Annotated in this window: 20 protein-coding genes; 9 read left to right on the plus strand and 11 right to left on the minus strand. The window is 58.1% G+C overall.

What is annotated here, in order from left to right; all coding sequences use genetic code 11:
• The first annotated feature begins 37 nt into the window (after positions 1-37).
• The 4 genes from GOV89_RS05105 to GOV89_RS05120 all read left to right on the plus strand — a co-directional run bounded on the left by GOV89_RS05105 (position 38) and on the right by GOV89_RS05120 (position 5,213).
• Positions 38-1,555 (plus strand): class I adenylate-forming enzyme family protein, encoded by a 1,518-nt coding sequence (locus GOV89_RS05105; protein WP_171237675.1) that lies wholly within the window; start codon positions 38-40, stop codon positions 1,553-1,555.
• Positions 1,552-2,211 carry a DsbA family oxidoreductase gene (locus GOV89_RS05110; protein WP_171179999.1) on the plus strand — a complete coding sequence of 220 codons (660 nt, stop codon included), beginning with the start codon at positions 1,552-1,554 and terminating at the stop codon, positions 2,209-2,211. Before GOV89_RS05105 ends, GOV89_RS05110 begins: the two co-directional genes overlap by 4 nt.
• A gap of 76 nt (positions 2,212-2,287) precedes the next feature.
• The gene (locus tag GOV89_RS05115; RefSeq protein ID WP_171237676.1) at positions 2,288-3,496 is read left to right on the plus strand and encodes a multidrug effflux MFS transporter; all 1,209 of its coding nucleotides are present in this window, start codon (positions 2,288-2,290) and stop codon (positions 3,494-3,496) included.
• A 58-nt stretch (positions 3,497-3,554) separates the two neighbouring features.
• Positions 3,555-5,213: a hypothetical protein gene (locus GOV89_RS05120; protein WP_171237677.1), complete on the plus strand. Its 1,659-nt coding sequence runs from the start codon at positions 3,555-3,557 to the stop codon at positions 5,211-5,213.
• A 145-nt stretch (positions 5,214-5,358) separates the two neighbouring features.
• On the opposite strand, the gene mfd is transcribed toward GOV89_RS05120, so the two are convergent.
• Together mfd and GOV89_RS05130 are read right to left on the minus strand one after the other, a co-directional pair.
• A complete protein-coding gene (mfd, locus tag GOV89_RS05125; protein ID WP_171237678.1) occupies positions 5,359-8,817 on the minus strand; it encodes a transcription-repair coupling factor in 3,459 nt (1,152 codons plus the stop codon).
• A gap of 21 nt (positions 8,818-8,838) precedes the next feature.
• Complete coding sequence (locus GOV89_RS05130) at positions 8,839-9,363, minus strand: component of SufBCD complex (protein WP_171179990.1); 525 nt, start codon at positions 9,361-9,363, stop codon at positions 8,839-8,841.
• A gap of 119 nt (positions 9,364-9,482) precedes the next feature.
• Here GOV89_RS05130 and hemB point away from each other — a divergent pair, with 119 nt between their 5' ends.
• The 4 genes from hemB to GOV89_RS05150 all read left to right on the plus strand — a co-directional run bounded on the left by hemB (position 9,483) and on the right by GOV89_RS05150 (position 14,340).
• On the plus strand, positions 9,483-10,481 hold the full coding sequence (gene hemB / locus GOV89_RS05135) for a porphobilinogen synthase (RefSeq protein ID WP_171237679.1): 999 nt from the start codon (positions 9,483-9,485) through the stop codon (positions 10,479-10,481).
• 145 nt (positions 10,482-10,626) lie between these two features.
• A complete protein-coding gene (locus GOV89_RS05140; protein WP_171179986.1) occupies positions 10,627-11,202 on the plus strand; it encodes a YSC84-related protein in 576 nt (191 codons plus the stop codon).
• Positions 11,203-11,372: 170 nt separating this feature from the next.
• Positions 11,373-13,835, plus strand: a complete 2,463-nt coding sequence (locus tag GOV89_RS05145) for a penicillin acylase family protein (protein ID WP_171237680.1) — start codon at positions 11,373-11,375, stop codon at positions 13,833-13,835.
• A gap of 109 nt (positions 13,836-13,944) precedes the next feature.
• A complete protein-coding gene (locus GOV89_RS05150) occupies positions 13,945-14,340 on the plus strand; it encodes a nuclear transport factor 2 family protein (protein ID WP_171234378.1) in 396 nt (131 codons plus the stop codon).
• 1 nt (position 14,341) lies between these two features.
• Here GOV89_RS05150 and GOV89_RS05155 read toward each other — a convergent pair whose 3' ends face one another.
• The 5 genes from GOV89_RS05155 to trkA form a co-directional block, all read right to left on the minus strand.
• Positions 14,342-14,650: a putative quinol monooxygenase gene (locus GOV89_RS05155; RefSeq protein WP_171237681.1), complete on the minus strand. Its 309-nt coding sequence runs from the start codon at positions 14,648-14,650 to the stop codon at positions 14,342-14,344.
• A gap of 20 nt (positions 14,651-14,670) precedes the next feature.
• A complete protein-coding gene (gene hflX, locus GOV89_RS05160) occupies positions 14,671-15,942 on the minus strand; it encodes a GTPase HflX (protein WP_171237682.1) in 1,272 nt (423 codons plus the stop codon).
• A complete protein-coding gene (gene hfq / locus GOV89_RS05165) occupies positions 15,942-16,181 on the minus strand; it encodes an RNA chaperone Hfq (protein ID WP_005982826.1) in 240 nt (79 codons plus the stop codon). Before hfq ends, hflX begins: the two co-directional genes overlap by 1 nt.
• Positions 16,182-16,312: 131 nt before the next feature.
• On the minus strand, positions 16,313-17,851 hold the full coding sequence (locus GOV89_RS05170; RefSeq protein ID WP_171237683.1) for a TrkH family potassium uptake protein: 1,539 nt from the start codon (positions 17,849-17,851) through the stop codon (positions 16,313-16,315).
• Complete coding sequence (gene trkA / locus GOV89_RS05175; protein WP_171179974.1) at positions 17,851-19,227, minus strand: Trk system potassium transporter TrkA; 1,377 nt, start codon at positions 19,225-19,227, stop codon at positions 17,851-17,853. Before trkA ends, GOV89_RS05170 begins: the two co-directional genes overlap by 1 nt.
• A gap of 96 nt (positions 19,228-19,323) precedes the next feature.
• On the opposite strand from trkA, the gene GOV89_RS05180 reads away from it, so the two are divergent.
• Positions 19,324-19,806: a hypothetical protein gene (locus GOV89_RS05180; protein WP_171179972.1), complete on the plus strand. Its 483-nt coding sequence runs from the start codon at positions 19,324-19,326 to the stop codon at positions 19,804-19,806.
• Here the strand turns inward: GOV89_RS05180 and GOV89_RS05185 are convergent.
• From GOV89_RS05185 to GOV89_RS05200, 4 genes are read right to left on the minus strand one after another with little or no spacing between them, the layout of a single operon-like run.
• Positions 19,798-20,961, minus strand: a complete 1,164-nt coding sequence (locus GOV89_RS05185; RefSeq protein ID WP_171237684.1) for an MFS transporter — start codon at positions 20,959-20,961, stop codon at positions 19,798-19,800. The genes GOV89_RS05180 and GOV89_RS05185 overlap by 9 nt on opposite strands.
• A gap of 53 nt (positions 20,962-21,014) precedes the next feature.
• Positions 21,015-21,593: a helix-turn-helix domain-containing protein gene (locus GOV89_RS05190; protein ID WP_171237685.1), complete on the minus strand. Its 579-nt coding sequence runs from the start codon at positions 21,591-21,593 to the stop codon at positions 21,015-21,017.
• Between the two features lie 24 nt (positions 21,594-21,617).
• Complete coding sequence (locus tag GOV89_RS05195; RefSeq protein WP_171179966.1) at positions 21,618-23,027, minus strand: sigma-54 dependent transcriptional regulator; 1,410 nt, start codon at positions 23,025-23,027, stop codon at positions 21,618-21,620.
• Positions 23,024-25,288 carry a PAS domain-containing sensor histidine kinase gene (locus GOV89_RS05200; protein ID WP_171237846.1) on the minus strand — a complete coding sequence of 755 codons (2,265 nt, stop codon included), beginning with the start codon at positions 25,286-25,288 and terminating at the stop codon, positions 23,024-23,026. Before GOV89_RS05200 ends, GOV89_RS05195 begins: the two co-directional genes overlap by 4 nt.
• Positions 25,289-25,293 lie beyond the last annotated feature (5 nt).

Raw genomic sequence — 25,293 nt, forward strand, 5'->3', positions numbered from 1 at the left:
GCTTGCAACGCGGCAGGCTCCGCGATAGCCAAAGGCCATGTTGTCCATCTTTGATAAAGGGGCGCCTGAGCCCTGCCCCACACCTTTCAATCTGGCGGCGCATGTGCTGGGCCAAGCGGATCGCATCCCCGAAAAGGTTGCCCTATCCGTGCTGCGTGAGACGGGCGCTCAGGATTGGAGCTTTCGCGATCTGAAAGCAGCCGTATTGGGAACTGGCGCTGGGTTGTTGCAAGCAGGCTTGAAGCCCGGCGACATTGCGTTGATGCGGCTGGGCAATACAGTGGATTTCCCGATCGCATATCTTGGCGCAATTGCAGTGGGCATCGTTCCTGTGCCGACATCGTCGCAACTGACCGAGCCTGAAACGGCCAAAATGATCGCGGAACTTTCCCCAGCGGCCATTCTGCGCGACCCCGACGTTGCCTGCGCCGCGCACCCCAATCAGATTGGGTTGGATGCGTTGAATTCCATGCGAAGCCTGCCTGCAGCCCATTTTGCCATGGGCGACCCCGAACGAATGGCCTATGTCGTCTACACCTCTGGAACGTCAGGCAAGCCACGTGCGGTGGCCCATGCCCACCGGGCAATCTGGGCGCGGCAGATGATGGTCGATGGCTGGTACGGTCTGCGCGACACCGACCGATTGTGCCACGCGGGCGCGTTCAACTGGACTTATACGCTGGGCACCGGGTTAATGGACCCGTGGACCATTGGTGCAACGGCCCTGATCCCGGAACGCGGCACCAGTATTGACGCGCTGCCAACCTTGTTGCGCCAGCACCGTGCGACGATCTTTGCCGCAGCCCCCGGAGTCTTTCGGAAGATGCTGCAAATGTCCGAACACATGGAATTGCCCGACCTGCGCCATGGCTTATGCGCGGGTGAGAAACTCTCGCGCGCTCTGCATGAGAAATGGGTTTCCAGCACCGGCACCGATCTATTCGAAGCCTACGGCATGTCCGAATGCTCGACCTTTGTTTCCTCAAGCCCGACCCACCCCGCGCGTAGCGACGCGCTGGGGCAGCCGCAACCGGGGCGTCGCGTGGCGATCCTGGGGACGGATGGCCCAGTACCACAAGGACAGGAAGGCACCATCGCCATACACCGCTCGGACCCCGGTTTGATGCTGACCTATCTTAACGCACCCGACGAAGCTGAGGCGCGGATGCAAGGCGACTGGTTTCTGACCGGAGATCAGGGCGCAATGGCAGTGGACGGCCAGATCAGCTATCTGGGCCGCGATGATGACATGATGAACGCAGGCGGCTATCGCGTGTCGCCAGTCGAGGTTGAAGCTGCCCTGTCCCGCTTTCCCGGCATCACGCAGGTCGGCGCAGCGGCAATTGAGGTCAAACCGGACACATTTGTGATAGCAGCCTTCTATACCGGCCCGGAAAAGCTGGACGATGCGGCCCTGCGCGCCTATGTCGAGGCCAATCTGGCGCGCTACAAGCAACCGCGCGCCTTCATCCACCTGCCTGCCCTGCCAACCGGCGGAAATGGCAAACTCCTGCGCCGGGCGTTGCCGGCCTATTTCGAGGCACCAAGCAAATGACCCAGACCGTCAAGCTCGACATCCTGTCCGACCCGATCTGCCCGTGGTGCTATATCGGCAAAACCCATTTGGACAAGGCTTTGGCCAATGTCCCTGATCACCCCTTTGTCATCGAATGGCATCCGTTTCAGCTGAACCCCGAAATGCCGGATGCGGGCATGGACCGGCGTGAGTATCTTGAACGCAAGTTCGGCGGCAAGGACGGTGCGGTACGGGCCTATGCTCCGGTGGTGGAGCATGCAGAGAATGCGGGCCTGAAGATCGACTTCGAAGGCATGAAGCGCACGCCCAACACGTTGGACGCCCATCGCCTGATCCATTGGGCCGGAATCGAAGGCAAACAGAACGCTGTCGTCGATGCCTTGTTCGATGCATATTTCGTGCAAGCCCGTGACATCGGTGACCCCGAAGTGCTGTCTGACATCGCCGACAGCGCCGGTATGGACGCCGCCGTCGTCATGAAATTGCTGAAATCTGACGCCGACCGCGAAGATATTCGCAACCGGGACAGCCATTCGCGTGATATGGGCGTCAGTTCGGTCCCCACCTACATTGTGGCCAATCAACACGCTGTTCCAGGGGCGCAACCCCCTGAGATGTGGGAAAAAGTGATCGCCGAGATCATGTCTCAACTTGAGGCCTCCTCTGCAGAATAGCACAGAGGTCTGTGCGAATTTCCAGTCTGGCTTAACCTGATCCGCCGTGATAGCGCGAACAGGTTAGGAGTTCTTCATGACCAACCGCATGTCGAAGGCGGAATTCATTGCGCTAATCGCAATGATGTTCGCCACTATCGCCTTTTCGATCGATTCAATGCTGCCCGCCCTGCCAGAAATCGGCGCACAGCTCAGCCCCGATGACATCAATCGGGCACAGTTGATCCTGACCTCGTTTGTGCTGGGCATGGGGATTGGCACATTCTTTACCGGTCCGATCTCGGATGCGCTGGGGCGCAAACCTGTAATTTTCGGCGGCGCAGTTCTTTACATTGCGGCATCTGCGGTTGCGTGGGCCAGTTCCTCGCTCGAGCTGGTTCTGATCGCACGTGTTGTGCAAGGTTTAGGCGCAGCTGGTCCGCGGGTCGTGGCTATGGCTATTATCCGAGACCTTTATTCCGGTCGTGAAATGGCCCGAATCGTATCAATAGCCATGATGATCTTCACGCTGGTTCCAGCCATCGCACCAATGCTGGGTGCGGGTGTGATCGCCCTGTTCGGCTGGCGCGGCATCTTCGTCTCTTTCATCCTGTTTGCACTGATCGTTGTCAGTTGGATGGGTGTTCGCCTGCCCGAATCCCTCGCCGCAGAAAACCGTCGCCCCTTCCGCCTGCCCCTGATGATCGCCGACGTGCAAGAGATGTTTGCCCACCCCACAGTGCGTCTGTCGATCTTTGTTCAGACACTGTGCATGGGGATGCTGTTTACTATTCTTACCATGGTGCAGCCGGTTTATGATGTGATTTATGATCGGGCCGAAAGCTTTCCCTTCTGGTTCGGCTTCGTCGCCCTGATGTCAGGGTCGGCAAGTTTGCTGAACGCTGCATTGGTCGTGCGTGTCGGAATGCGACGTATGGTGACATTTGCCTTTGGCGCTCAGATCGCCATCACATCGCTGGTCATTCTTCTCAACATGACGAACCTGCCGCCAAACGCCTCATTTGCGCTGTTCGTCTTTTGGCAAACCATGGTTTTCTTCATGGCTGGCATGACAATCGGCAACCTGAACGCCATCGCAATGGAGCCTATGGGCCATATTGCAGGCATGGCAGCTTCGGTGATCGGGGCAATTTCGACTGTGCTGGCAGCCGTCATCGCCGCCCCGATCGGATTGCTGTTCGACGGTTCCATCGCACCTTTGACTTTCGGCATCCTGACCATGTGCGTTCTTGCCTTCGGCCTCATGCTGCATATGGGCCGCTTGGAAGAGCGCCTGCCCGCCTGACCTGTGCAAGCCGTTGGAAACGCGCTACCCTCCGCTCAAGCTGAGGGGAGGGTTTTCAATGAGCGACTACTACGATCTAGGTACATACACCTGCCCAGTTTCCACTTCGAACCCCGAAGCACAACGGTGGTTCGACCGGGGCCTGAACTGGACCTACGGTTATAATCACGAAGAAGCCGTCGCCTGTTTTCAACGCGCGGTCGAGCATGACCCCCAATGCGCCATGGCTCATTGGGGTGTGGCCTATGCGGCGGGTCCGAATTACAACCTGCCCTGGGACTTACAGGACGACCGAGGACGCAAAAAGGCACTGACGCTGGCCCATGACGCAATGCAGAAGGCTTTGGAAAATGCCGATAACTGCACGCCTGTTGAGCAGGCTCTGATCCACGCTCTGCCCGCACGTTACCCGCAATCCGATCCAATCGAGGACATGCACCAGTGGGATCATGACTTTGCTGACGCAATGCGCGCGGCATTTGCAACGCACCAAGATCACCTCGACCTTCGTACAATCTATGTCGAAGCGTTGCTGAACCTAACACCATGGCAGATGTGGGATCTGAATACCGGCCAACCCGCAGAAGGCGCAGCCACACTTGAAGCACAAGAGGTGCTTGAATGGGCCATAGCCAACGATCCCGACGCAATGTCCCATCCTGGCTTGTTGCATCTTTACGTCCACCTGATGGAGATGTCGCCAACGCCAGAAAAGGCGCTGAAAGCCGGGGATGTTTTGCGCACATTGGTACCGGATGCGGGCCATCTCGTGCATATGCCGACGCATATCGATGTGCTGTGCGGCCATTACCAAAATGTGGTGCACTGGAATGAAAAAGCCTCGGAAGCTGACTTGAAGTATTACGAACGTGAAGGCGCGTTCAACATCTACACTGGCTATCGTCAACACAACTATCACTTCGCGATTTACGGTGCCCTGTTTCTGGGACAGATCGAACCCGCCCTGCGCGCCAATCAGGGCCTTTGGGATACAACGCCCGAAGAGATGCTGCGTATCGAAAGCCCGCCCATGGCTGATTTCTTCGAAAGCTACATGTCCATGGGGCCGCACATCCTGATCCGGTTTGGCCGCTGGGAAGAGGCCAAGGCGCTGGACCTTCCCTCCGATCCGGACCTTTACCGCACCCTGACAGCCACGACCCACTACGCCCGCGCCATCGCTCATGCCGCAACCGGCGATGTCGTCCACGCCGAAGCTGAAGAGAACCTGTTTCTCGCAGCCAAGGAATGCGTCCCCGAAACCCGCAGACTGCACAACAATCGTGTGGTCGATCTGCTCGAGATCGCGCAGGAAATGCTGCGGGGTGAGATCGAATATCGCAAGGGCAACTTTGAAATCGCCTTTGCTCATCTACGCCGCTCGGTCGAGTTGGACGACACCTTGCCCTATGACGAACCCTGGGGCTGGATGCAGCCCACCCGCCACGCGCTTGGGGCATTGCTGTTTGAACAAGGCCATATGGCCGAAGCCGAAGATGTATATCGCGAAGATCTGGGCTTGTGCGGTGCGCTAAGCCGCGCCTCTATCCACCCCGACAACGTGTGGAGTCTGAAGGGGTTGCACGATTGCCTCGCGGCTAGGCAGGAAACGACAGAAATCCGCCAAATCAAACAGCGGCTCGACCTGGCCTTGGCACGGGCCGACCAGATGGTGGCGGCCTCTTGCTTCTGTGCGCAGGCCGCGATGCGTGATTAGTGGGATAGATCGCGCTGCAGCGCGATGCCTCCGGCGGAGGTATTTTTAGCCAGATTAAGCGGGGATCCGTCTCTTCATCTGGCCGCAAATACCTCGGGGGAGATGCGCGGAACGCGCAGCGGGGGCAGCGCCCCCTGCCCACAGTTCAACCGGCTTTGGCCTTTTTCTTTTGCGCGACCACTTTTTCAGCAAGGTCGCGGGCGATCGCAAAGGCACCTTTGATCTTGTCACTGTCTTTCTTCCAATCGCGCCGCACAACGATCTTGTTGTCCTTGACCTTGGCCATACCACGCTGATTCTGGATGAATTCGACCAGCCCCTGAGGCGAAGCAAACTTGTCGTTGTGAAACTGAATGGTTGCGCCCTTTGGGCCGCCATCCAGCTTGGCAATCCCGGCGCGCTTGCACATAGCCTTGATGCGAACGACCAGCATCAGAGTGTTGACCTCTTTTGGCAGTTTTCCGAACCGGTCGATCAGTTCGGCGGCGAACCCTTCTAGCTCCACCTTGGTCGACAGCGAGGACAGGCGGCGATACAAGCCCAAGCGCACATCCAGATCGGGCACGTAATCCTCCGGGATCAGAACCGGCACGCCCAAATTGATCTGCGGGGCCCATTGATCGTCGGCATCCGACAGCCCCTCCATCTCACCTGCCTTGATCTTGGCAATCGCCTCTTCCAGCATGGATTGGTAGAGCTCGTACCCCACGTCGCGCATCTGGCCGGACTGTTCCTCACCCAGAAGGTTACCTGCTCCGCGAATGTCCAGGTCTTGCGACGCTAGTGTGAACCCCGCCCCCAGCGTATCCAACGAGCCCAAAACGCGCAGGCGTTTTTCAGCCGTGGCGGTCAGCTTCTGACGCGGCTTGGTAGTCAGGTAAGCATAGGCACGAGTCTTCGACCGCCCTACCCGCCCCCGTATCTGATAGAGTTGCGCAAGACCGAACATATCCGCGCGGTGAACAACCATTGTGTTTGCGGTCGGAATATCGAGCCCGCTTTCGACAATGGTCGTGGCCAGCAGCACGTCATATTTGCCGTCGTAAAACGCATTCATTCGGTCGTCGAGTTCACCCGCTGCCATCTGACCATGCGCCACCACATAAGTCAGTTCGGGCAGTTGGTCCTTCAGGAACTCTTCAATCTCCGGCAGGTCCGAAATACGGGGTACCACATAGAAACTCTGACCGCCGCGATAGTGTTCACGCAGCAGCGCCTCTCGGATCGTGACGGCATCGAACTCGCTGACATATGTTCGGATGGCTAAGCGGTCGATGGGAGGCGTTCCGATGATCGACAGATCGCGCACGCCGGTCAGCGATAATTGCAGCGTCCGAGGTATCGGAGTCGCGGTTAGGGTCAGCACGTGAATGTCGCTGCGCAGTTGCTTCAGACGTTCCTTGTGACCTACGCCGAAATGCTGTTCCTCATCGATGATCAGCAAGCCCAGATTGTTAAACCGAATGGTCTTGGCCAGCAGAGCATGGGTGCCGATCACAATATCCACCGTTCCGCGTGCCAGCCCATCACGGGTTTGCTGAGCTTCTTTCGCGGACACAAACCGCGACAGCTGCCGCACTTCCAGCGGAAAACCGCGGAACCGTTCCTTGAAACTGGCCGCGTGTTGGCGGGCTAACAGGGTTGTTGGTGCCACGACGGCCACCTGTACGCCGGACATGGCCGCCACAAAGGCGGCCCGCATGGCGACCTCGGTTTTGCCAAAGCCCACGTCGCCACAGATCAGGCGATCCATTGGGGCACCAGAATGCATGTCTTCCATCACATCCGAAATGGCCCGCAGCTGGTCATCGGTCTCCTGATACGGGAAGCGTGCGCTGAACTCCTCCCACGCGTGCGGCGGCGGGTCCATCACCGGAGCCTTGCGCAGGGCACGTTCAGCGGCGATGCGGATCAGTTTGTCCGCCATCTCGCGAATGCGTTCTTTCAGCTTGGCCTTCTTGGCCTGCCAAGCGCCACCACCAAGACGGTCCAGCAAACCTTCGTCATGGCCGTATTTCGACAGAAGTTCGATGTTTTCGACCGGCAGGTACAGCTTGGCTTGCTCGGCGTATTCCAGCAGCAGGCATTCGTGCGCGGCGCCTGCGGCTGTAACGACCTCCATCCCCATATAGCGACCGATCCCGTGGTCCACATGCACCACCAGATCACCGGGGCTAAGAGATTGGGTCTCGGTCAGGAAGTTCTCGGCCTTGCGCCGCTTCTTGGGCTGGCGGATCAGGCGGTCACCCAATACGTCCTGTTCGGCGATGACTGTCAGGCCAGGGGTTTCAAACCCGTGCTCCAGTGCCCAAACAGCAAGATGCAAACCGCGTTTACCGATGCGGGTGCCGTTCGTCACCGGGATGGCCTCGGCCAGACCTTCATCTTCGATCAAACCGGTCAGACGTTCGCGCGCACCTTCTGAATAAGAGGCGATCAACACAGGGCCTTTGTCGAGCTTGGCTGTGATTTGGCTGGCCAAAGCGCCAAACAGGCTGATGTTCTCCTGCTGACGTTCCGGGGCAAAGTTGCGCCCAATTCGCCCGCCTGCGTCAATGACACCGGGCCCAGATGCCTGCGGCAAAGGACTGAACTGCATCACCCTGCGATCTGCAACTGCGGCCTCCCACGCGGCATCGTCAAGGTACAGCAGCCCCGGAGGCGTCGGTTTATAAACCGTGTCCATGCCGGACCGGTTTTCCAGCGCCAGACGCCGGGTTTCGTATTGATCGGCAATCGTATCCCACCGCGCCAGACGCGCTGGTGTGACCTGATCATCCAAGGTGATTGTGGCGTTCGGCAGATAGTTAAACAGCGTCTCAAGCTTGTCGTGAAAAAACGGCAGCCAATGCTCGATGCCCTGATGTTTGCGACCGGCACTGACCGCTTCGTAAAGCGGATCATCTGTACCTGCCGCGCCAAATTCGATGCGATAATTCTGACGGAACCGGGTGATAGCGGCCTCGTCCAAAATGACCTCGGATACAGGCGCAAGTTCCACTACATCCAGCTTTTCAGTGGTGCGCTGAGACACCGGATCAAAGCGACGCGCACCGTCCAGAACGTCTCCGAAAAGATCCAGACGGACAGGACCGGATTCGCCCGGCGGGAAGATGTCGATGATGCCGCCGCGAATGGCATAGTCGCCGGGCTCCATCACCGTTGGGCTTTGGGTGAATCCCATACGCACCAGAAAATTCCTGAGCGCGGTCTCGTCGATGCGCTGATCAACACGCGCGGTAAACGCCGCTTCGCGCAGCACCTCGCGCGCGGGTACGCGCTGGCTCGCGGCATTCAGCGTGGTCAGCAGTACGAATTTCTGCGGCATCTGATGGACCAGTGCCGCCAAAGTGGCCACTCGTGCCGCTGAAATATCCGCGTTCGGCGACACACGGTCGTAAGGAAGACAATCCCAGCCGGGAAACACAAAAACCGGAATGTCGGGGGCAAAGAAGGCCAACGCGGCGCGCATCGCCTCCATCCGTTTGTCATCTCGTGCGACATGGGCCACCGGCCCGTTGCTGCGGGCGATTTCGTTCAGTACGAGCTGCGCGTCAAACCCTTCGGGGGCACCGCCAACTGTCACGTGGTTCGGAGCCTTCATCGCCTCGCCTTTCAGATTTTTCTACCCAAGAACGCCGATCGAGATGTTCTGATACATGCCCCAGAAAGAAGTGACCAGTATCGAGATCATGCCGATGATCTGCGTGTACAGCCTGCAGCGTGAAATGGTCTTGGAAACAGTTTCCAGCGTCAGTTCCTGCCGGCGCAGACGTCTAGCTTGCGATATGTTCACAAGCAACACCAAAGTCATTGGAAACGCCAACAAAAACACCGCCTGTGCAAACTCTACGTCATAGTAGAAACCCAGCATGGCCAAACCTGTGAGCATAAAGCACGCAAGCGCCAGGAGGATCGCACCCGACATATCTACGATCAGCAAAATCCGGTTCGTGTGGATGCGCACAATGTCCAGAAGGTCGATTTCAACCTGCCCGCCAATCCGACGCGCACGAACAACCAAATCATACGGAATGCCCATCACCCAATGACTGGCGGATGACCAAAATACCGCCAGCACAATCCAATACCACAGATTCGAAAAGCTGCGCATGTCAATGAGTTCAAAGATCGAAGAGTACCAGTCCAAACCCAACCCTTTATTCAAACCACTCAGGGGGGTTCATCGCGTTGGCGCGTCCATTGATACCCTTGAGACCTTTGTGAATTCATGCCACCCAATGCACGAATGTTCAAGGAGAACGCGCCATGAAGCTGACTATTGCCCCCTACCCTATGACCCGCTTTCGACGGGCGCGTCAGTCTGAGGCAATTCGCGGGCTGGTGCGAGAGAACACGCTGACCACAGATGACCTGATCTGGCCGGTCTTTGTGCGCGATGGCGACGGAATTGAAGAACCGGTGCCCTCGATGCCGGGTGTGGTGCGCCGGTCGGTTGACTTGATTGCCAAGGCTGCGGTCGAAGCCCAAGCGCTTGGGATACCTGCGATTTGCATCTTTCCCTACACAGATTCCGCACTGAAGACTGAAGACTGTGCCGAAGCCTGGAACCCGGACAACCTGTCCAATCGCGCCATCCGCGCAATCAAAGCTGCTGCCCCCGACATCGCCGTGATGACCGATGTTGCGCTGGACCCCTACAACATCAATGGCCATGACGGGTACGTTGTCGACGGTGAGATTGTCAACGATCAGACCGTAGAGGCATTGGTCAAAATGACTCTCTCTCAGGCCGAAGCCGGTGCTGACATCATCGGCCCATCAGACATGATGGACGGTCGGATCGGAGAAATGCGCCGCGCGCTGGAAGGTGCGGGCCATCACAACGTAATGATCCTTAGCTATGCAGCAAAATACGCCAGTGCCTTTTACGGGCCTTTCCGAGATGCCGTTGGGGCCTCGGGCGCGCTGACGGGTGACAAGAAGACCTATCAGATGGACCCGGCCAATTCGGACGAGGCTCTACGTTTGATCGAGCGTGACCTGTCTGAGGGCGCGGACATGGTGATGATCAAGCCCGGCATGCCTTATCTGGACATCTGCCGCCGTGTGAAAGACGGCTTTGGCGCGCCGACATATGCTTACCAGGTATCCGGTGAATACGCGATGATTCAGGCGGCCGCGCAGAATGGCTGGATTGATGGCGAGAAGGTGATGCTGGAAAGCTTGCTGGCCTTCAAGCGGGCCGGATGCGATGGAATTCTGACCTATTTCTCGCCGCAGGTTGCGCGCATCCTTCAGGGCTAAAACCCCAAGGACTCGCAATTTTTCGCCGACGAACTGGCGTTGGCGAGCAGCTTTCCCGTGACACATGGGGCCAATCGGCGTATCCTTGCCCACAAGATCGGGTTCACCCGACAACATCAGGCACAGTTACAGAGATATAAAAACCATGAGCAGTTCCCCTTCCCCCCGACTGAGCCGTCGCGGCTTTGCCTTTGGCATGGCAGGTCTGACCCTGACGGCTGCCTGCGGCAACGGCGTCGGCAATTCGAACGCGGCAACAATCGACGCCCGCGTGGACGCCACGCTGACCGAGATGTACGCGAAATATCCCAACACGGTTGAGATTGCGAACAAAGCCAACGGTATGTTGGTCATGCCCCTGATAACTGACGCCGGGTTGATCATTTTTGGCGGTGCCTACGGGCAAGGCGCGCTGCGCATCAACGGGGCGACGGTCGATTACTATTCCGCAATTTCCGGAACCGCCGGCCTGCAATTTGGTGCGCAGCAATATGCGCATGTCCTGTTCTTTATGACCGAAGCTGCACTGAACGATTTCCGCCGTTCCAGCGGATGGACAGCCGGCGCCGATATTGGCTATGTGGTTGACTCAACTGGGAATTCTTTGTCCACGGACACAACTACACTGCGTACGCCAGTGCTGGCGGCGGTCTTTGGTCAGGCCGGTCTGAAATTCGGCGCGACCATCGAAGGCACGAAATACACGCGCATTATTCCATAACCCAAATTACCACTTCCCCCACACATGGCACGCGTCGCAGCACAACACTGCGGCGGGGCAATTATTTATTAGCGTTTCCAAGCAGGTTCTTGCCGCGTTCCTCTTTCGGTCAGACCGACCATCCTCTAATCTCTGCGCAACCTTATTCCAAAAGATAATATGGGGCAGTAATGGGTCTTGTTTTCCGCTGGCTGGTGCGCATCGCGTCGGGTCTGATTATTCTGATCCTCGCCGCGATAGGCCTTGTCTATTTCCTGGCAAGCCAGTCCCTGCCGGATTACGACCAGACCCTTGAAGTTGATGGTCTTACCGCCCCTGTCGAGATCGTTCGCGACACCGCCAACGTGCCGCATATTCTGGGCCAAACCGATCCGGATGTGTTCTTTGGACTGGGATATGCCCACGCACAAGACCGGCTGTGGCAAATGACTGTGATGCGCAGGACTGCGCAAGGCCGTTTGTCCGAAGTCTTCGGGACACGCACGCTGCGCATCGACAAGTTGCTGCGGCGGCTGGATCTCTATGGCCTCGCCCATCGCTCGGTCGAGGTGCAGGATGACTATACTAAAGCCGCCTTGCGGGCTTATGCCGCCGGGGTCAATGCAAGGCTGACCGAAATCAATGAGGAGGCTTTGGGTCGCGGTGCACCGGAAATGTTCCTGTTCAACGCCCCCGTCTCGCCCTGGCAACCGGGCGACAGCATTGCGGTCATCAAGCTGATGGCTTTGCAACTTTCAGGCCACCTGAGTGATGAGGTTCTGCGCGCCCGCACCTCTTTGATATTGAACAACCCCGAGCGTCTGGCCGACATCCTGCCTGACGTCCCCGGTCCTGGCATCGCGGCCCTTCCGGAATATGCGTCCCTGTTTCCCAATCTGCCGCGCTACGCCGCCGGCACTGAAATACCCGAAACACCTCTCTCACCGCTTCCCAAACGCGGCTTGGCCGGAGCGTCCAATGCTTGGACCGCCGCCCCATCGCGGTCGGCAAGTGGAGGCACTTTGCTGGCAAACGACCCGCATCTGGGTTTCACAGCCCCCGGTGTGTGGTATCTGACCCATCTTGATCTTAAAAAAGGTGGTGTGATCGGAGCCTCGATACCCGGTGTTCCTGCCATTATGACCGGACGCAGTGACAGGTTGGGATGGGGGCTGACCTCATCTTATCTGGATGATCAGGACCTGCACATAGAACAGCTGAACCCGGACAACCCAGAGGAATATCTGACCCCCGATGGCTACAAAGAATTTCTGACCCGCCCATCGATCATCGCCATCAAAGACGAGGCGCCAGTCACACTAACGCTGCGCTGGACAGATAACGGCCCGGTGCTGCCCGGCACGGATTACAAGCTGGAGACCATCACTCCGCCCGGCCATGTGGCGTCTCTGTCCTGGACGGCGCTCAGCCCGCGCGACACTTCGATGACCGCTTCTATGGCGCTCATGAATGCGGACAACGTGCGTCAGGCCATACAAGCGGGCGAGCAGTTCATCGCCCCATCCCAGAACCTGTCTCTGGTAGACCGGACTACAATTGGGATGAAGTTGATCGGTGCCATGCCCAGCCGGGATCTGCAAAACCAAAGCCGCGGGCGCATCCCAACGCCCGGCTGGATCGAGGCAAACCGCTGGCAGGGCCGCCTGCCCTATGCGGACAATCCGGAATTTGTTGCCCCGGTCGGTGGCATTCTGGGTAATACGAACAACAAGATTATCGACCGTCCTTTCCCCAACCATGTCTCCTACGAATGGGGCGATACACAGCGTGTGCATCGCTGGGATCGCCTGATGCAATCGCGTGAGGTGCATACCCGTGACAGCTTTGTCGAAGCGCAACTTGATACCGTCAGCTTCACGGCGCGGTCCCTGCTACCGCTCATCGGCGCAGACCTGTGGTTCACCGGTGCCTCGGCCCCCGAGGGCACACCGGAACGTCAGCGCCAGATCGCCTTGTCACTGCTGGCAGACTGGAATGGTGAGATGAATGAACACCTGCCCGAGCCGTTGATCTATGCGGCATGGTTGCGCGCTCTTCAGATCCGCCTGATCGCGGATGAGCTTGGGCCACTGGCCAGCGAATACAAACACGTCGAGCCGCTGTTCATCGAACGCGTTTATCGTGACATCGACGGAGCAAGCGTCTGGTGCGATGTACGACAAAGCGCCCCGGTTGAGACGTGTACCGAAATGGCCCGACTGGCGCTGGACGACGCCCTGATCTGGATTTCTGAGCGCTATGGCAGCGCGTTGGAATCCCTGCGCTGGGGCGATGCGCATCAAGCCACGCATGATCACCCGGTCCTGGGCAACGTGCCTGTCCTGCGCTATTTCGTGAACATCCGCCAATCGACCAGCGGTGGCGACAATACGCTGCTACGCGGGCGCACGTCAGGCGAAGGCCCGGATCCGTTCCAGAACGTACACGGTGCCGGGTATCGCGGGGTGTACGATTTTGCTGATCCCAACAGCTCGGTCTTTATCACAGCAACCGGTCAATCGGGTCATTTCCTGTCGCGCTACTACGACGATCAGGCGCAGCTATGGCGGCGTGGCGAATATATCCCGATGTCATTGGACCTTGATCTGGCCCGCGCTGCAGCGGTTGGCGTGACCAATCTGATCCCGCGATAATCCGCCTAATCGGCAACTCCTCGCCCCGGTTTCTGGGGCATCGTGGCACCTTGAACCTTTTTCGCCTATGATCATTCCACCGATTATGTGGGACCAAAGGGGGGCGAATATGGCCAGTATTCGGGATACATTGAACAATCTTGCGCGGGATTACGCAATTGCCTGGAGTTCCGGTGACCCCGATGCAGTTGCCGGTTTCTTTGCACCTGATGGACAAATCACGATCAATCGGGGCGACCCCATAGAAGGGCGCGCAGCGATTGCCGATATGGCTCGTGGCTTTTACGCCGACTTTCCTGATCTAGAGGTCCGCTGCGATATGATGCGATGGGCCGGATCTCACGCTATTTTTGTTTGGACTCTAGAGGGGAACCACGCCGAAACCGGCAATCACGTTGTGGCACGCGGTTGGGAAGAGTGGGAATTGACGTCAGACTATCTTGTAAAGTCTTCGCTAGGCTGGTTCGACGCAGATGACTATCAACGGCAGATTGACGGCAAATAGCTTAACGTGTCCGATCCGCAGCCGTTTCTATCGTGTAGTTCCTGGGTATTCCCTGCGTGACCTGAAACCAGTCTGACGCCTTGGTTCGCACCTGATGGGCGTCAAAGGCCGCTTGCGTTGCAAACACTTCCGACACCATGAACCGCCCGGGCGTTGTCTGATCTTCCACAACTTCGAAAGACATACAGCCCTCTTCCGCGCGTGTAAGAGCGATATGGAGCGGCAAAGCTGCCCGCACGTCTTCAAGCCGGTCCTGCGGTACATCGATAAGGCCGTTCAAGAACACTCTTTGATCTGAATTTTCCGTCATAGCTGACCTTTCCACCTTGTTCAAAGCGACGCAAACCGCGCGGCTTGCTTGTCTGTCCACAAAACGGTCAGGCGGAACCCTTCTTCGGTTTGATCCTCACCCTGGACAACGTCCTGACGGAACAGCCACGCCCGCTTGTCCCCCTCGGCATAAGACAGGTCCAAGACAACCTCGTGCCGTGCACCCTGAAGCAGTGTGGCGATCTCGGCCAACAGCGGGTTAACGCCTTCGCCCGTTACTGCCGAGATTGAGAATATCGCCGGGTCCCGTCCAGCCCGCGCCAAAGCGGCGTCTTTGTCCTCGGGGTTGAGCAGGTCGATCTTGTTCCAAACTTCAAGCCGTGGACGTTCTTCATCGACACCCAATGAGGTCAGGATAGTCTCAACATCCTGGGCCTGCGCATCCGTTTCTTCGTGGCTGATGTCACGCACATGAACGATCAGGTCCGCGCCCAGCACTTCCTCGAGGGTTGCGCGGAAGGCCGCCACAAGCTCGGTCGGCAAATTCGAGATAAAGCCCACCGTGTCCGACAGGATCACCTCAGGGCCATCAGGAAGCTGGACGCGACGCATGGTTGGGTCAAGCGTTGCAAACAGCATGTCCTTGGCCATCACTTCGGCCCCGGTCAAGCGGTTGAACAGGGTCGACTTGCCCGCGTTTGTATACCCCACAAGGGCAACGATTGGATACGGCACCTTGGCGCGCGCAGCCCTGTGCAGGGTACGGGTCTTGACCACTTTCTGCAGCTGACGCCTTAGTCTGACTAATTGTTCGTCAATGGCGCGGCGGTCGGCTTCGATCTGGGTTTCACCGGGTCCGCCAACGAATCCCAACCCGCCGCGTTGCCGTTCAAGGTGGGTCCAGGCCCGCACCAATCGCGTGCGTTGATAGCTGAGAGCCGCCATCTCGACCTGCAGCACCCCTTCACGGGTGCGCGCGCGATCGCTGAAAATTTCAAGGATCAGCCCGGTTCGGTCGAGTATCTTAACCTTCCATGCCTTTTCCAGATTGCGTTGCTGCACGGGCGTGACCGGCCCGTCGATCAAAACCAACTCGATTTCACTGTCATGCAGCCGTTCGGTCAGTTCCTCGATCTTGCCACTGCCGAACAAAAGCCCCGGTTGGGCACGTTGCAGGCGCACAATCTCGGACCCAATCACATCCAGATCGGGTAGTGCAGCGGCCAGTCCAACCGCCTCAGCCAGCGCCGGTTCGGGAACACGGCGCTGTTCATCTGATTTGATTTCGGGATGCAGCACCCAGGCTCGGGTGCGCCTCCGGTCATGTTCCATCAAGAGGCGTCTTCGCCCTCATACAGATTGATCGGCTGTGATGGCATGATGGTCGAAATCGCGTGTTTATAGACCAACTGCGACTGTCCGTCGCGGCGCAACAATACGCAGAAATTGTCGAACCAGGTGATCACACCTTGCAGTTTCACGCCATTGATCAGGAAGATCGTTACCGGAACCTTAGCTTTCCGTACATTGTTCAGGAAGGCATCCTGAAGATTCTGTCTGTCCGAAGCCATATTTTTATAATCTCGCCATTGTTCTTGCTACGCGCTGCGGACCAACGCGCTCCCTCCGGGCGAGTATGGAGTGCCGCGCAGAGATATTCCAGATGAAAAATAAGGCGGTAACGTTGGCCGGGCGTTGTGGTTCAATCCCGCCACAGCGACGGTGTGATCAATGCAATAATTGCAAGCGTTTCCAGACGACCAATCACCATCGCTGCACAGAGCGTAAGTTTTGCCCCTGCGGACAAATCAATCAGCCGGATCGGGACATCCGTCGCCAGCTCGATCAATGGACCTGTCGTCGTCAGGGTGGCAACGCTCAGCACCATTGCCTGTTCAAATCCGGCCCCCATCGCCGCCAGCAAAAGATTGAACACCGCCAGCGTCAGAGCGAAAAGCATCAAAAAGATCCAGGCGATAAAGGCTCCGTCGCTCTGAATACGCCGGTTGCCGCCCCCGACACCGCTGACGGATGAGGGATAGATCAATCGGTCGATCTCGCGCGCACCGTTCAGGTACAACGCAAAAACCCGCAACAGCTTGACGCCTCCGGCCGTGGTGGCGACCCCACCGCCAATCAGCGCAAGTCCCATCAGCAACAACCCCGGCGTGCCAAGACCCGACAATTGCTGCGCATCGTTCCAGTTCGCACTTTCGAACCCGGCAGTGGTCAGGAAGGCCAGCACGGTGAACAGCATACCCCAAATCACCTGCAACGCCTGAAGTGGAGCGATTTGCCCACCGATCTCGGTGACGCCGGCCACCACCCGGAAAAACAATAAAAGTGCAACCGCCAGAACGATCATCAGGCCGATGCGAAACTCGGGGTCTCTGTCCAAACGAGAAAACCCTGTGGCGGCAGTATCGGTCGAGAAAGTCAGGCGCGAAAGGGCAAAGAACAGGAACAAAAATAGGATCGCTTCACCGGTAAACCCGGCCTGCGCCCCCTCCATACCACCAACCGGAGAGATACCGGACGTGGCCATCACCGACATTGCGTGGCAAACGGCGGTCAAACCGGCCTCGCCCGCGATCATCAGAAGAACCCAGATCACTACAGTCAGCCCGGCGTATACCGGTGCCAGCGCCCGCGCTACACGCAGCAAACGGCCGCGCGGGTCCACGCGTTCGCTTTGCGCAACACCTGACACCGGCCGACCGGGCTGCCCCTTGGCTGTTACCTCGAACCCGCCAAGGGACAGCGGCGCCAGAATCGCAGCGGCCGCAATCCACATCAGCAAGCCACCCATCCAACCGACCAGTGCACGCCAAAGATGCAGCGGCGCGCTTAGCCGGTTGTAATCAGGAAACAGATCAGCCCCGGTCGTTGTCAGCGCGCTGACCATATCGAAATAGGCGTTCAGAAATGTGGTCGTGCCAAGCGCATCATGGAGCGGTATCGCCAGAAAGATCGGCAGGATGGTGAAACAGCCCAGCATCACCGCTAACTGCCCCAAAGTCCCCCGCCGTGGAATGCGATTGGAAGAGGCCATTGCAATTATTGCGACCAGAAACAGGCCCAGAAGGCCCGAGTAAAGAAAGGACCGCGATGTATCGTGATCATCCAGCACCAGAGCATAGACTGCCGGAATCCACATGGCCAGCGACACGATAGCCCAGATCAGCAGGAACAACGGTAAACGCCGCAGAATCCCAACCTGTTGTGTCCCTGCGCGCGCCATCAGAAGAAATCGATTGAGACCTGCATCAGACGTTCGACCTCGGGCACGTCCTTGGCCATGGCAAAGATTGCGACCACGTCCTTTTCATCAATCCGCAGACTGCCCGTCGGACGCAGAACCTCGTCTCCTTTGCGCACGGCACCAACCAGCACACCCTCGGGGAAATCGATATCGCGCAGTTTCTGCCCCGCCATCGGAGAGGTCGACAGAACCTCGGCCTCGATCACCTCGGCCTCGGCGTCACCGATGGAATAGACCTGTCTAACACGCCCATGCCGGATATGGCGCAGGATCGAGCTGACGGTGGTAGCGCGCGGGTTAATATAAGCATCAATGCCCAACGGTCCCATAAGGGCAACCATGCTGGGATCGTTGATCAGCGCAATCGCAAGCGCACAGCCTTCGGCCTTGGCACGCACGGCAGCCAGCATGTTCGTGCGGTCGTCATCCGTGACGGCCAGCATCGCATCGGCCCGGTCGATCCCGGCCTCGCTCAGCAAGCCGGAATCCAAACCGTCCCCATGCAAAACAATCGTCCGCTCCAGCGCTTCGGCGGCGATCTCGGCGCATTGGCGGTCGCGTTCGATGACCTTTGCGCGCACGCGGCTTTCGCGCTCCTCCAGCGTTCTGGCCACCTCCAAACCGACATTGCCGCCGCCAACGATCACAACCCGATCCTGTCGCTTTTGGGCTTTTCCGAACACTTCCATGGTGCGGTTCACGTCGTTCACATTGGTAAAGACGTAACACTCGTCGCCTACGAACAGCTGATCCTCGGATTCAGGCGCGAACAGCGTACCCTCGCGCCGAACACCAACCACAATCGAACTGAGTGTGGAAAACAGATCAGTCAGTTGCCGGAGCGGCGTATTCACAATCGGGCAATCCTCTTCCACCCTGATGCCCAGTAGCTGCGCCTTGCCATCCATGAAAATCTCGGTGTCAAAGGCCGACGGCGCCGACAGGCGACGCATCGCTGCAGCAGCCACTTCGCGTTCGGGGCTGATCACCACATCGATGGGCAAGTGATCGCGGCGGTAAAGGTCCGAATGAATGGCTTCCAGATAGGACTTGGAGCGCAAGCGCGCGATCTTACGCTGGATCGAGAACACCGAATGCGCCATCTGACAGGTAACCATGTTCACCTCGTCAGAATGGGTCGCAGCAATTATCATATCGGCGTCGCGGGCCCCTGCCCGTTCCAGCACGTCAGGATAGCTTGCAAACCCTGCAATGCCCTGCACATCCAGCGTTTCCGTCGCCCGGCGCACGAGATCGGGATTGTTGTCCACGACCGTTACGTCATTCAGTTCGCCCGAAAGGTGCCGCGCAATCTGCCAGCCAACCTGACCCGCGCCGCATATGATGACCTTCATGTTTCTGGCCCTTCTGCCTGAAAGGATTGAATGACAGATGCCCCCAAAGCGGTCAATTGAATTGTCATCTCTGTGCGGCTGCGGCAAGATAAGCATATGAAAACGCTGTTTCCTATGCTTGCAACCCTAATGGTGCTGTCCTCATGCGGCGGGCCGCTTTCGCTTTATTACCGCGAAGGTGCAACCGTTTCCCGCCTGCAACAAGAGACGACACAGTGCCAGCTTAAGGCGGTACAAGAAGTGCCGGTTGCCAATCAAATCCGCCAGAGCCCGCCAACATACTGGCCCGGGCGCACCTATTGCGACGGTCGGGGACGGTGTTACCAGTCCCCGGGATGGTGGCAGCCCGGTCGGGTCTATACCGTGGATGTGAACCAGGGCCTGCGCAACACGGTCGAGGCGCAGTGCATGGCGCAAAAAGGATTCCGCCCCGTCAGCCTGCCGCCCTGCAAGCAAAACGTAAAATCAAGCGTACCTGCAACGCGCACAACTACATTGCCGCCACTTACAACGCAATCGTGTTTTGTAAAATTCGATGACGGGTCTTTTCAGATCATTTCGCCTGGTCAGTCAGGCTGAGTTGGTTTGTGCTGCGCGCTGGCGGGCCAGCGCGGTATGCGCAAGGATCGCGATCGCATAAATTCCGGTTATACTCAGCAGCATCCCGGCCTCATCCACGCGCCACAAAACCGCCAGCAGAACCGGTGTGCCCAGCAAGTTTCCCGCGTTGCCCATCTGCGCCATGGCCCCATAGCTAAGCGCCTGCGCCTCGGCCGTTTGGTTCAGGATCGGTACTGCAGCAAAGCTGCCCCCCTGTACGAGTCCCAAAACGGCAAACAGTAGAACGCACACGATCTCCAACGGCAGGCCAAGGAAGGCCCCGGAAATGGAAAAAATGCCCAGCCCGAACCCCAGATTGATCACCGCGACGCAGGGCATCACATTCAATAGGACAGGAACAGCTATCCAACTCAGGACAATACCCGCCAGCGGCATCAACCCGGCGACATGCGCGCTGATGTCTTCCGGCAAACGACCCGGCAGGATGGCCAGCAAAGACACAAAGGTCAGCGTATAAAAGAACCACCCCACTGCCGGGGCTGACACGAAGGGAGAGCGATAAGTGCGAAGATGAACGTTCAGCACTTCTGCCCACCGCCAAGGTTTGGTGTCAGAGGCAAATTGCACGCGCATCCGGCAGATCAGGATCACACCAGCTACTCCAAGCATCAAGAAACCATGCAGCAGGAAGAACGTGGTCAGACCAAAAGCGGCGATCATCGGTAGTCCGATCCACGCATTCAGTGCGAAAGCGACGCCAAAGAATGTACTCCAAAGGACCATCGCAATGTTACGCGCTTTGCCGGTTGTGATTTGCGCGATCAGTGTGGGCGCAGCGACGACAATGGCCAGATGCGAAAGCCCTTCAACAAAGCGACTGGCCAGCATGATGTAAAATCCGGGCCATGTCGCCTGAAACACTGAAATCGCGCCACCGAGGCACAAGCCGAAAATCAAAAGCTTCATGGGCCCAACCCGCCCTACGATGGCCCCGGACAAGGCCCCAAGCAAGGCTCCGATCAGGCTGATGATCGACAGCAACCATCCCATGGCTTCGGTGTGATCAGGATACAGTAAGACAAGCTCGGGAAACGGAACTGCAATTTTTGCAAATTGCGTCGCCGCACCCAATCCGGCCAGCCAAAGAATGAGGACCTGAAATACCCGTAGCATTGGGCGCTTCTAACGTGCCGCGCCCGGTCGCGGAACGCATAAATTATGCGACCTTAGTGTCTGGAACCGCTGACCAGACGAACAGGCGTGCCGTCAGACAGATAGAGACGTTCCCAGATGATTTCGCCAGCGCTGATACGAATACGGTCATGGACAGCTTCGGACGTCAGGAACGCCTTTGGCGCGGGCGTATGCATCTCCCACCATCCATCGGCATCGAGTTCAGCCTCGGCTGCCTGTATTTCCTCCGTTGCAAATTGCCACAGCGACACACCAAGCAAAGCGCTCTGGCTGGTTTTCCAATCGCGCGCCCGGCTGGCCGAATAGGCAAGACACCTGTGGCTGGCCTCTTCTACCAAATGCACACAATCTGACGAGCTCATGACCAACCGCCGCAATGCGCTGTCATCAGTACGGGCCGGACCAAGGGCCGCAAAGACGGCCTGTTGGGTCTCGGGCGGTGGTGTCTGACCGCCTCTTTCCCACCGCGAAACGGTCGCCTGATCCACCTGCAACAATTCAGCTAGATGAGCCTGCTTGAACCCAACCGACCGGCGCAGCCGTTTCAGGCGCTTTCCGAAACCTGGATAGCCGCGGGTTTCAAGCCGGTTCACTGCGTTTGAAGCCCTCATGGCCAGCCCAGCCGTCCCGGTGGATTACTCCGCCGGTTCCGGCTCATCGATTTGCGCAACACGTGCACCGGATTTGTTCGACGTAACGACACCCAGCGACTTCAGCTTGCGGTGCAACGCGCTGCGCTCCATCCCGACAAAGCTGGCCGTGCGGCTGATATTGCCGCCAAAGCGATTGATCTGGGTCAGCAGGTACTCTCGCTCGAACGCTTCACGCGCCTCGCGCAGCGGCAAGGTTGCCAGAGCACCCGACAGAACGACGCGGCCCGAATCTTCGGTCTTATCCTCTTCGCTGGGCAACTCGCGCGCTTCGATCGGGCCGGTTCCGTCGCCGAGGATCAAAACCCGTTCGATCAAGTTCTTGAGCTGACGCACATTCCCCGGCCATGTCATCGTCTGCAACAGAGCAACAGCCTCTTCCGAGAGTTCGCGGATCGGCAGACCTTGGGTTTCGTTACACATTTCGATGAAATGCTGGGCCAGAACCGGAATATCCTCGCGGCGATCTTCAAGCGAGGGAACTGCAACAGGCACAACGTTCAGACGGTGATACAGTTCTTCGCGGAACCGCTCGGCTGCGATTTCTTCGTCCAGATCCTTGTTGGTGGACGATATAACACGCAGATCCACGCGCACTTTGTCCGATCCACCCACACGCTGAAACTGCTGATCCACCAACACCCGAAGGATCTTGGATTGGGTGCCCAGGGGCATGTCCGCCACTTCGTCAAAATAGACAACACCGCCATGGGCTTCTTCCAGCAAGCCGGGCTCGACCCCGCGCTCGGCGGATTCGCGGCCAAACAAAACCTCTTCTACGCGCTCGGGCTCGATCCCTGCGCAGTTCACTGTCACAAAGGGCGCATTGGCACGGTTGGAATGGGCGTGGATATAACGCGCCGCGATTTCCTTGCCCGACCCGGCAGGACCGCTCAGCATCACACGGCCATTTGACTTGGTCACTTTGTCCAACTGACCCTGCATGGCCCGGAACGAGGCCGATTTGCCGATCATGTCCGAGTTGTTGACCTCTTTGCGCTTCAACGACGCATTCTCGCGGCGCAGGCGAGACGTCTCCATCGCGCGGCGGATCACCACCATCAACTGGTCAATGTTAAACGGCTTTTCGATAAAGTCGTACGCGCCCTGCTTGATAGCGGCGACAGCGATTTCGATATTGCCGTGCCCGGAAATGATCACCACCGGCACATCTGGGTTATCGCGCTTCACCGCTTTCAGAATATCGATCCCATCCATGCGGCTGTCCTTCAGCCAGATATCAAGGATCAACAGCCCCGGCGGCTCGGAATTGATGGACGCCATGCACTCGTCCGAGTTGGCCGCCAGCCGGGTTGAATAGCCTTCGTCCTCCAGAATGTCGGACACCAGCTCGCGAATATCGCGCTCGTCATCTACGATCAGAATGTCACTCATCTTTGGCCTGCTTTCAGTTTGTTGGTTCTAATTGCCTGCTTCTGTGGCGCAACGGTCGAGGACATATTGGCCCCCGGCAAACGGATTACGGCCATCGCGCCAAAATGGTCCTGTCCGTCAAAGACGGGCGCGTCCTCAAGCGTCAGCGCTCCGCCGTGTTCTTCGATGATTTTCTTGACGATGGGCAGGCCCAGCCCCGTCCCTTCGTCGCGTGTAGTCACATAGGGTTCAAACAGTCGCGCCCGATCCTCGGGCAGACCGATCCCGTTGTCTGCAATCGTGATGACCGTACCGGCATCATCACTGGAAACTGCCACTTTTATCTGCGGCTTGAGATTATCCGGTGCCCCTTTTTCTTTCAGGGTACCAATCGCTTCTCCGGCGTTTTTAATGAGGTTTGTCAGGGCCTGATGCAACATCGTCGCATCCAGGTCGGCCATGATGGGTTGCTGCGGCAAATCCGCGTCAATCTGCACGTCCGGTTGCCCCGCCTGTTGCAAAACAACTGCTTCACGGACGAGTTCGACCACGTTTTCTTCGCGGCGCTCAGGCTCGGGCATCCGCGCGAATTTCGAGAACTCGTCCACGATGCGACGCAGGTCGTTGGTTTGGCGCACAATGACACCTGTCATCGACTCGAGGCTTTCGCAATCCTCTTCGTCCAGCTTGCGCGCGAACTTGCGTTTGATGCGTTCGGCGCTCAGCTGGATCGGGGTTAATGGGTTCTTGATCTCATGGGCGATGCGGCGGGCAACGTCGCCCCAGGCTGCCATCCGCTGCGCACTGACCAGATCGGTCACGTCGTCAAAGGCGACCACATAGCCTTCCAACCCACCATCTTCGCCGCGACGGATGGCCATCCGCACTAAGAGGTTTTCCAGACGTCCCTTGCGTGTGACTTTAACCTCGCCCTGAACAGCCTCCTGCCCGCTGTCTTTCAGGCTTTCGAACAGCGGCAGAAACTCTGGCACCGCGATGCCAATGGCCAGATGCTCTTCTCCCCGCGACCAGTCCAGCAACCGTTCGGCCGAGCGGTTCACAAAGGTCACGCAGCCCTCAGGGTCAACGCCGACAACACCCGATGTGACCGAGCTGAGTACCGAGTCGAACAGGCGACGGCGGCTTTCGATTTGCTGTGTGTTTTCCAGCAGCGTGTCCCGCTGCCCTTTCAGTTGCCGGGTCATCTGGTTGAAATACCGGCCCAGCATGGCGATCTCGTCATCGCTGGCCTCTTCTATAACCTGAACGCTCAGGTCCCCGGCCCCGACCCTTTGGGCCGCCGTGGTCAAACGCCCCACCGGACGTGATAGGCGTTCGGCGAACCACATCCCCAAAGACATCGCAGCAAGGATCAGGATCAACGCAAAGCCCAGATACAGCAGGCCAAATTCGAACAGCACCCTGCCCCGCTCGCTTTCCAGCTGTTGGTAGAACTGTGCCGTTTCCTTGGTGTCATCCAGCAGGGTCAGCAACTGCCCATCCACTTCGCGGCTGACATAAAGGTAACGGTCCAGATAGGCTGTCAGAGGCACAAGCGCGCGGAATTCATTGTTTGGCCAATCAGCTATGATCAGCAGCCCTGTGTCAGTGGCCTCAGCCATCTGTTCCGAAGTGGGTGCTTCGTAGTTGAACAGATATGATCGATCGCCGCGCGATTTGATCTCGCCACTGCCGTCGATGACATACGCTTCCCGCAATCCGCGTTGAATTTGGGCCTGCCCCTGCGCCAACACTTCGCGCAATTCGGCGTCCGAGATGTAGAAATCCAGCGAACGCGCATTGTCCAGATACCGCGCCAGCACCGAGGCGTCCTGAACCAACCCGCGGCGGTGCTCTTGTTCATAAGCTTCTGCCGCTGTCAGGGACGATCCAACCACTTGCCGCACCCGGTCCGAGAACCAGCCCTCGAGGCCGATATTCACAGTGAGCCCGGCAAAAATCGCTACGGTTACGGTAGGCACCAGCGCCAGCAGAGTGAACGCCCCAATCAAACGCAAATGAAGGCGCGAACCCGCCGACTTGGCCCTGCGCGCCGCAATCAAGCTGCCGACCTGACTCAGCACCAGTGCCGCGACGACAAGTACATAGACGAGGTCTGCCAACAGAATCAGCCGCAGGGTTGGTGCCGTTGCACCAAGATCAAAGGGACCAATGACCAGATAGGTTGCCAGCGCAAGAATTGGCCCCAAAAGGACCAGCCCAAAGGTACCGAAATTGCGCAGTTTTCGTGATTTACGCCATCGACTTATCGATGGGATCATCCCGC

The sequence above is a fragment of the Ruegeria sp. HKCCA5763 genome (genome assembly GCF_013034545.1).
GTDB lineage: Bacteria > Pseudomonadota > Alphaproteobacteria > Rhodobacterales > Rhodobacteraceae > Ruegeria.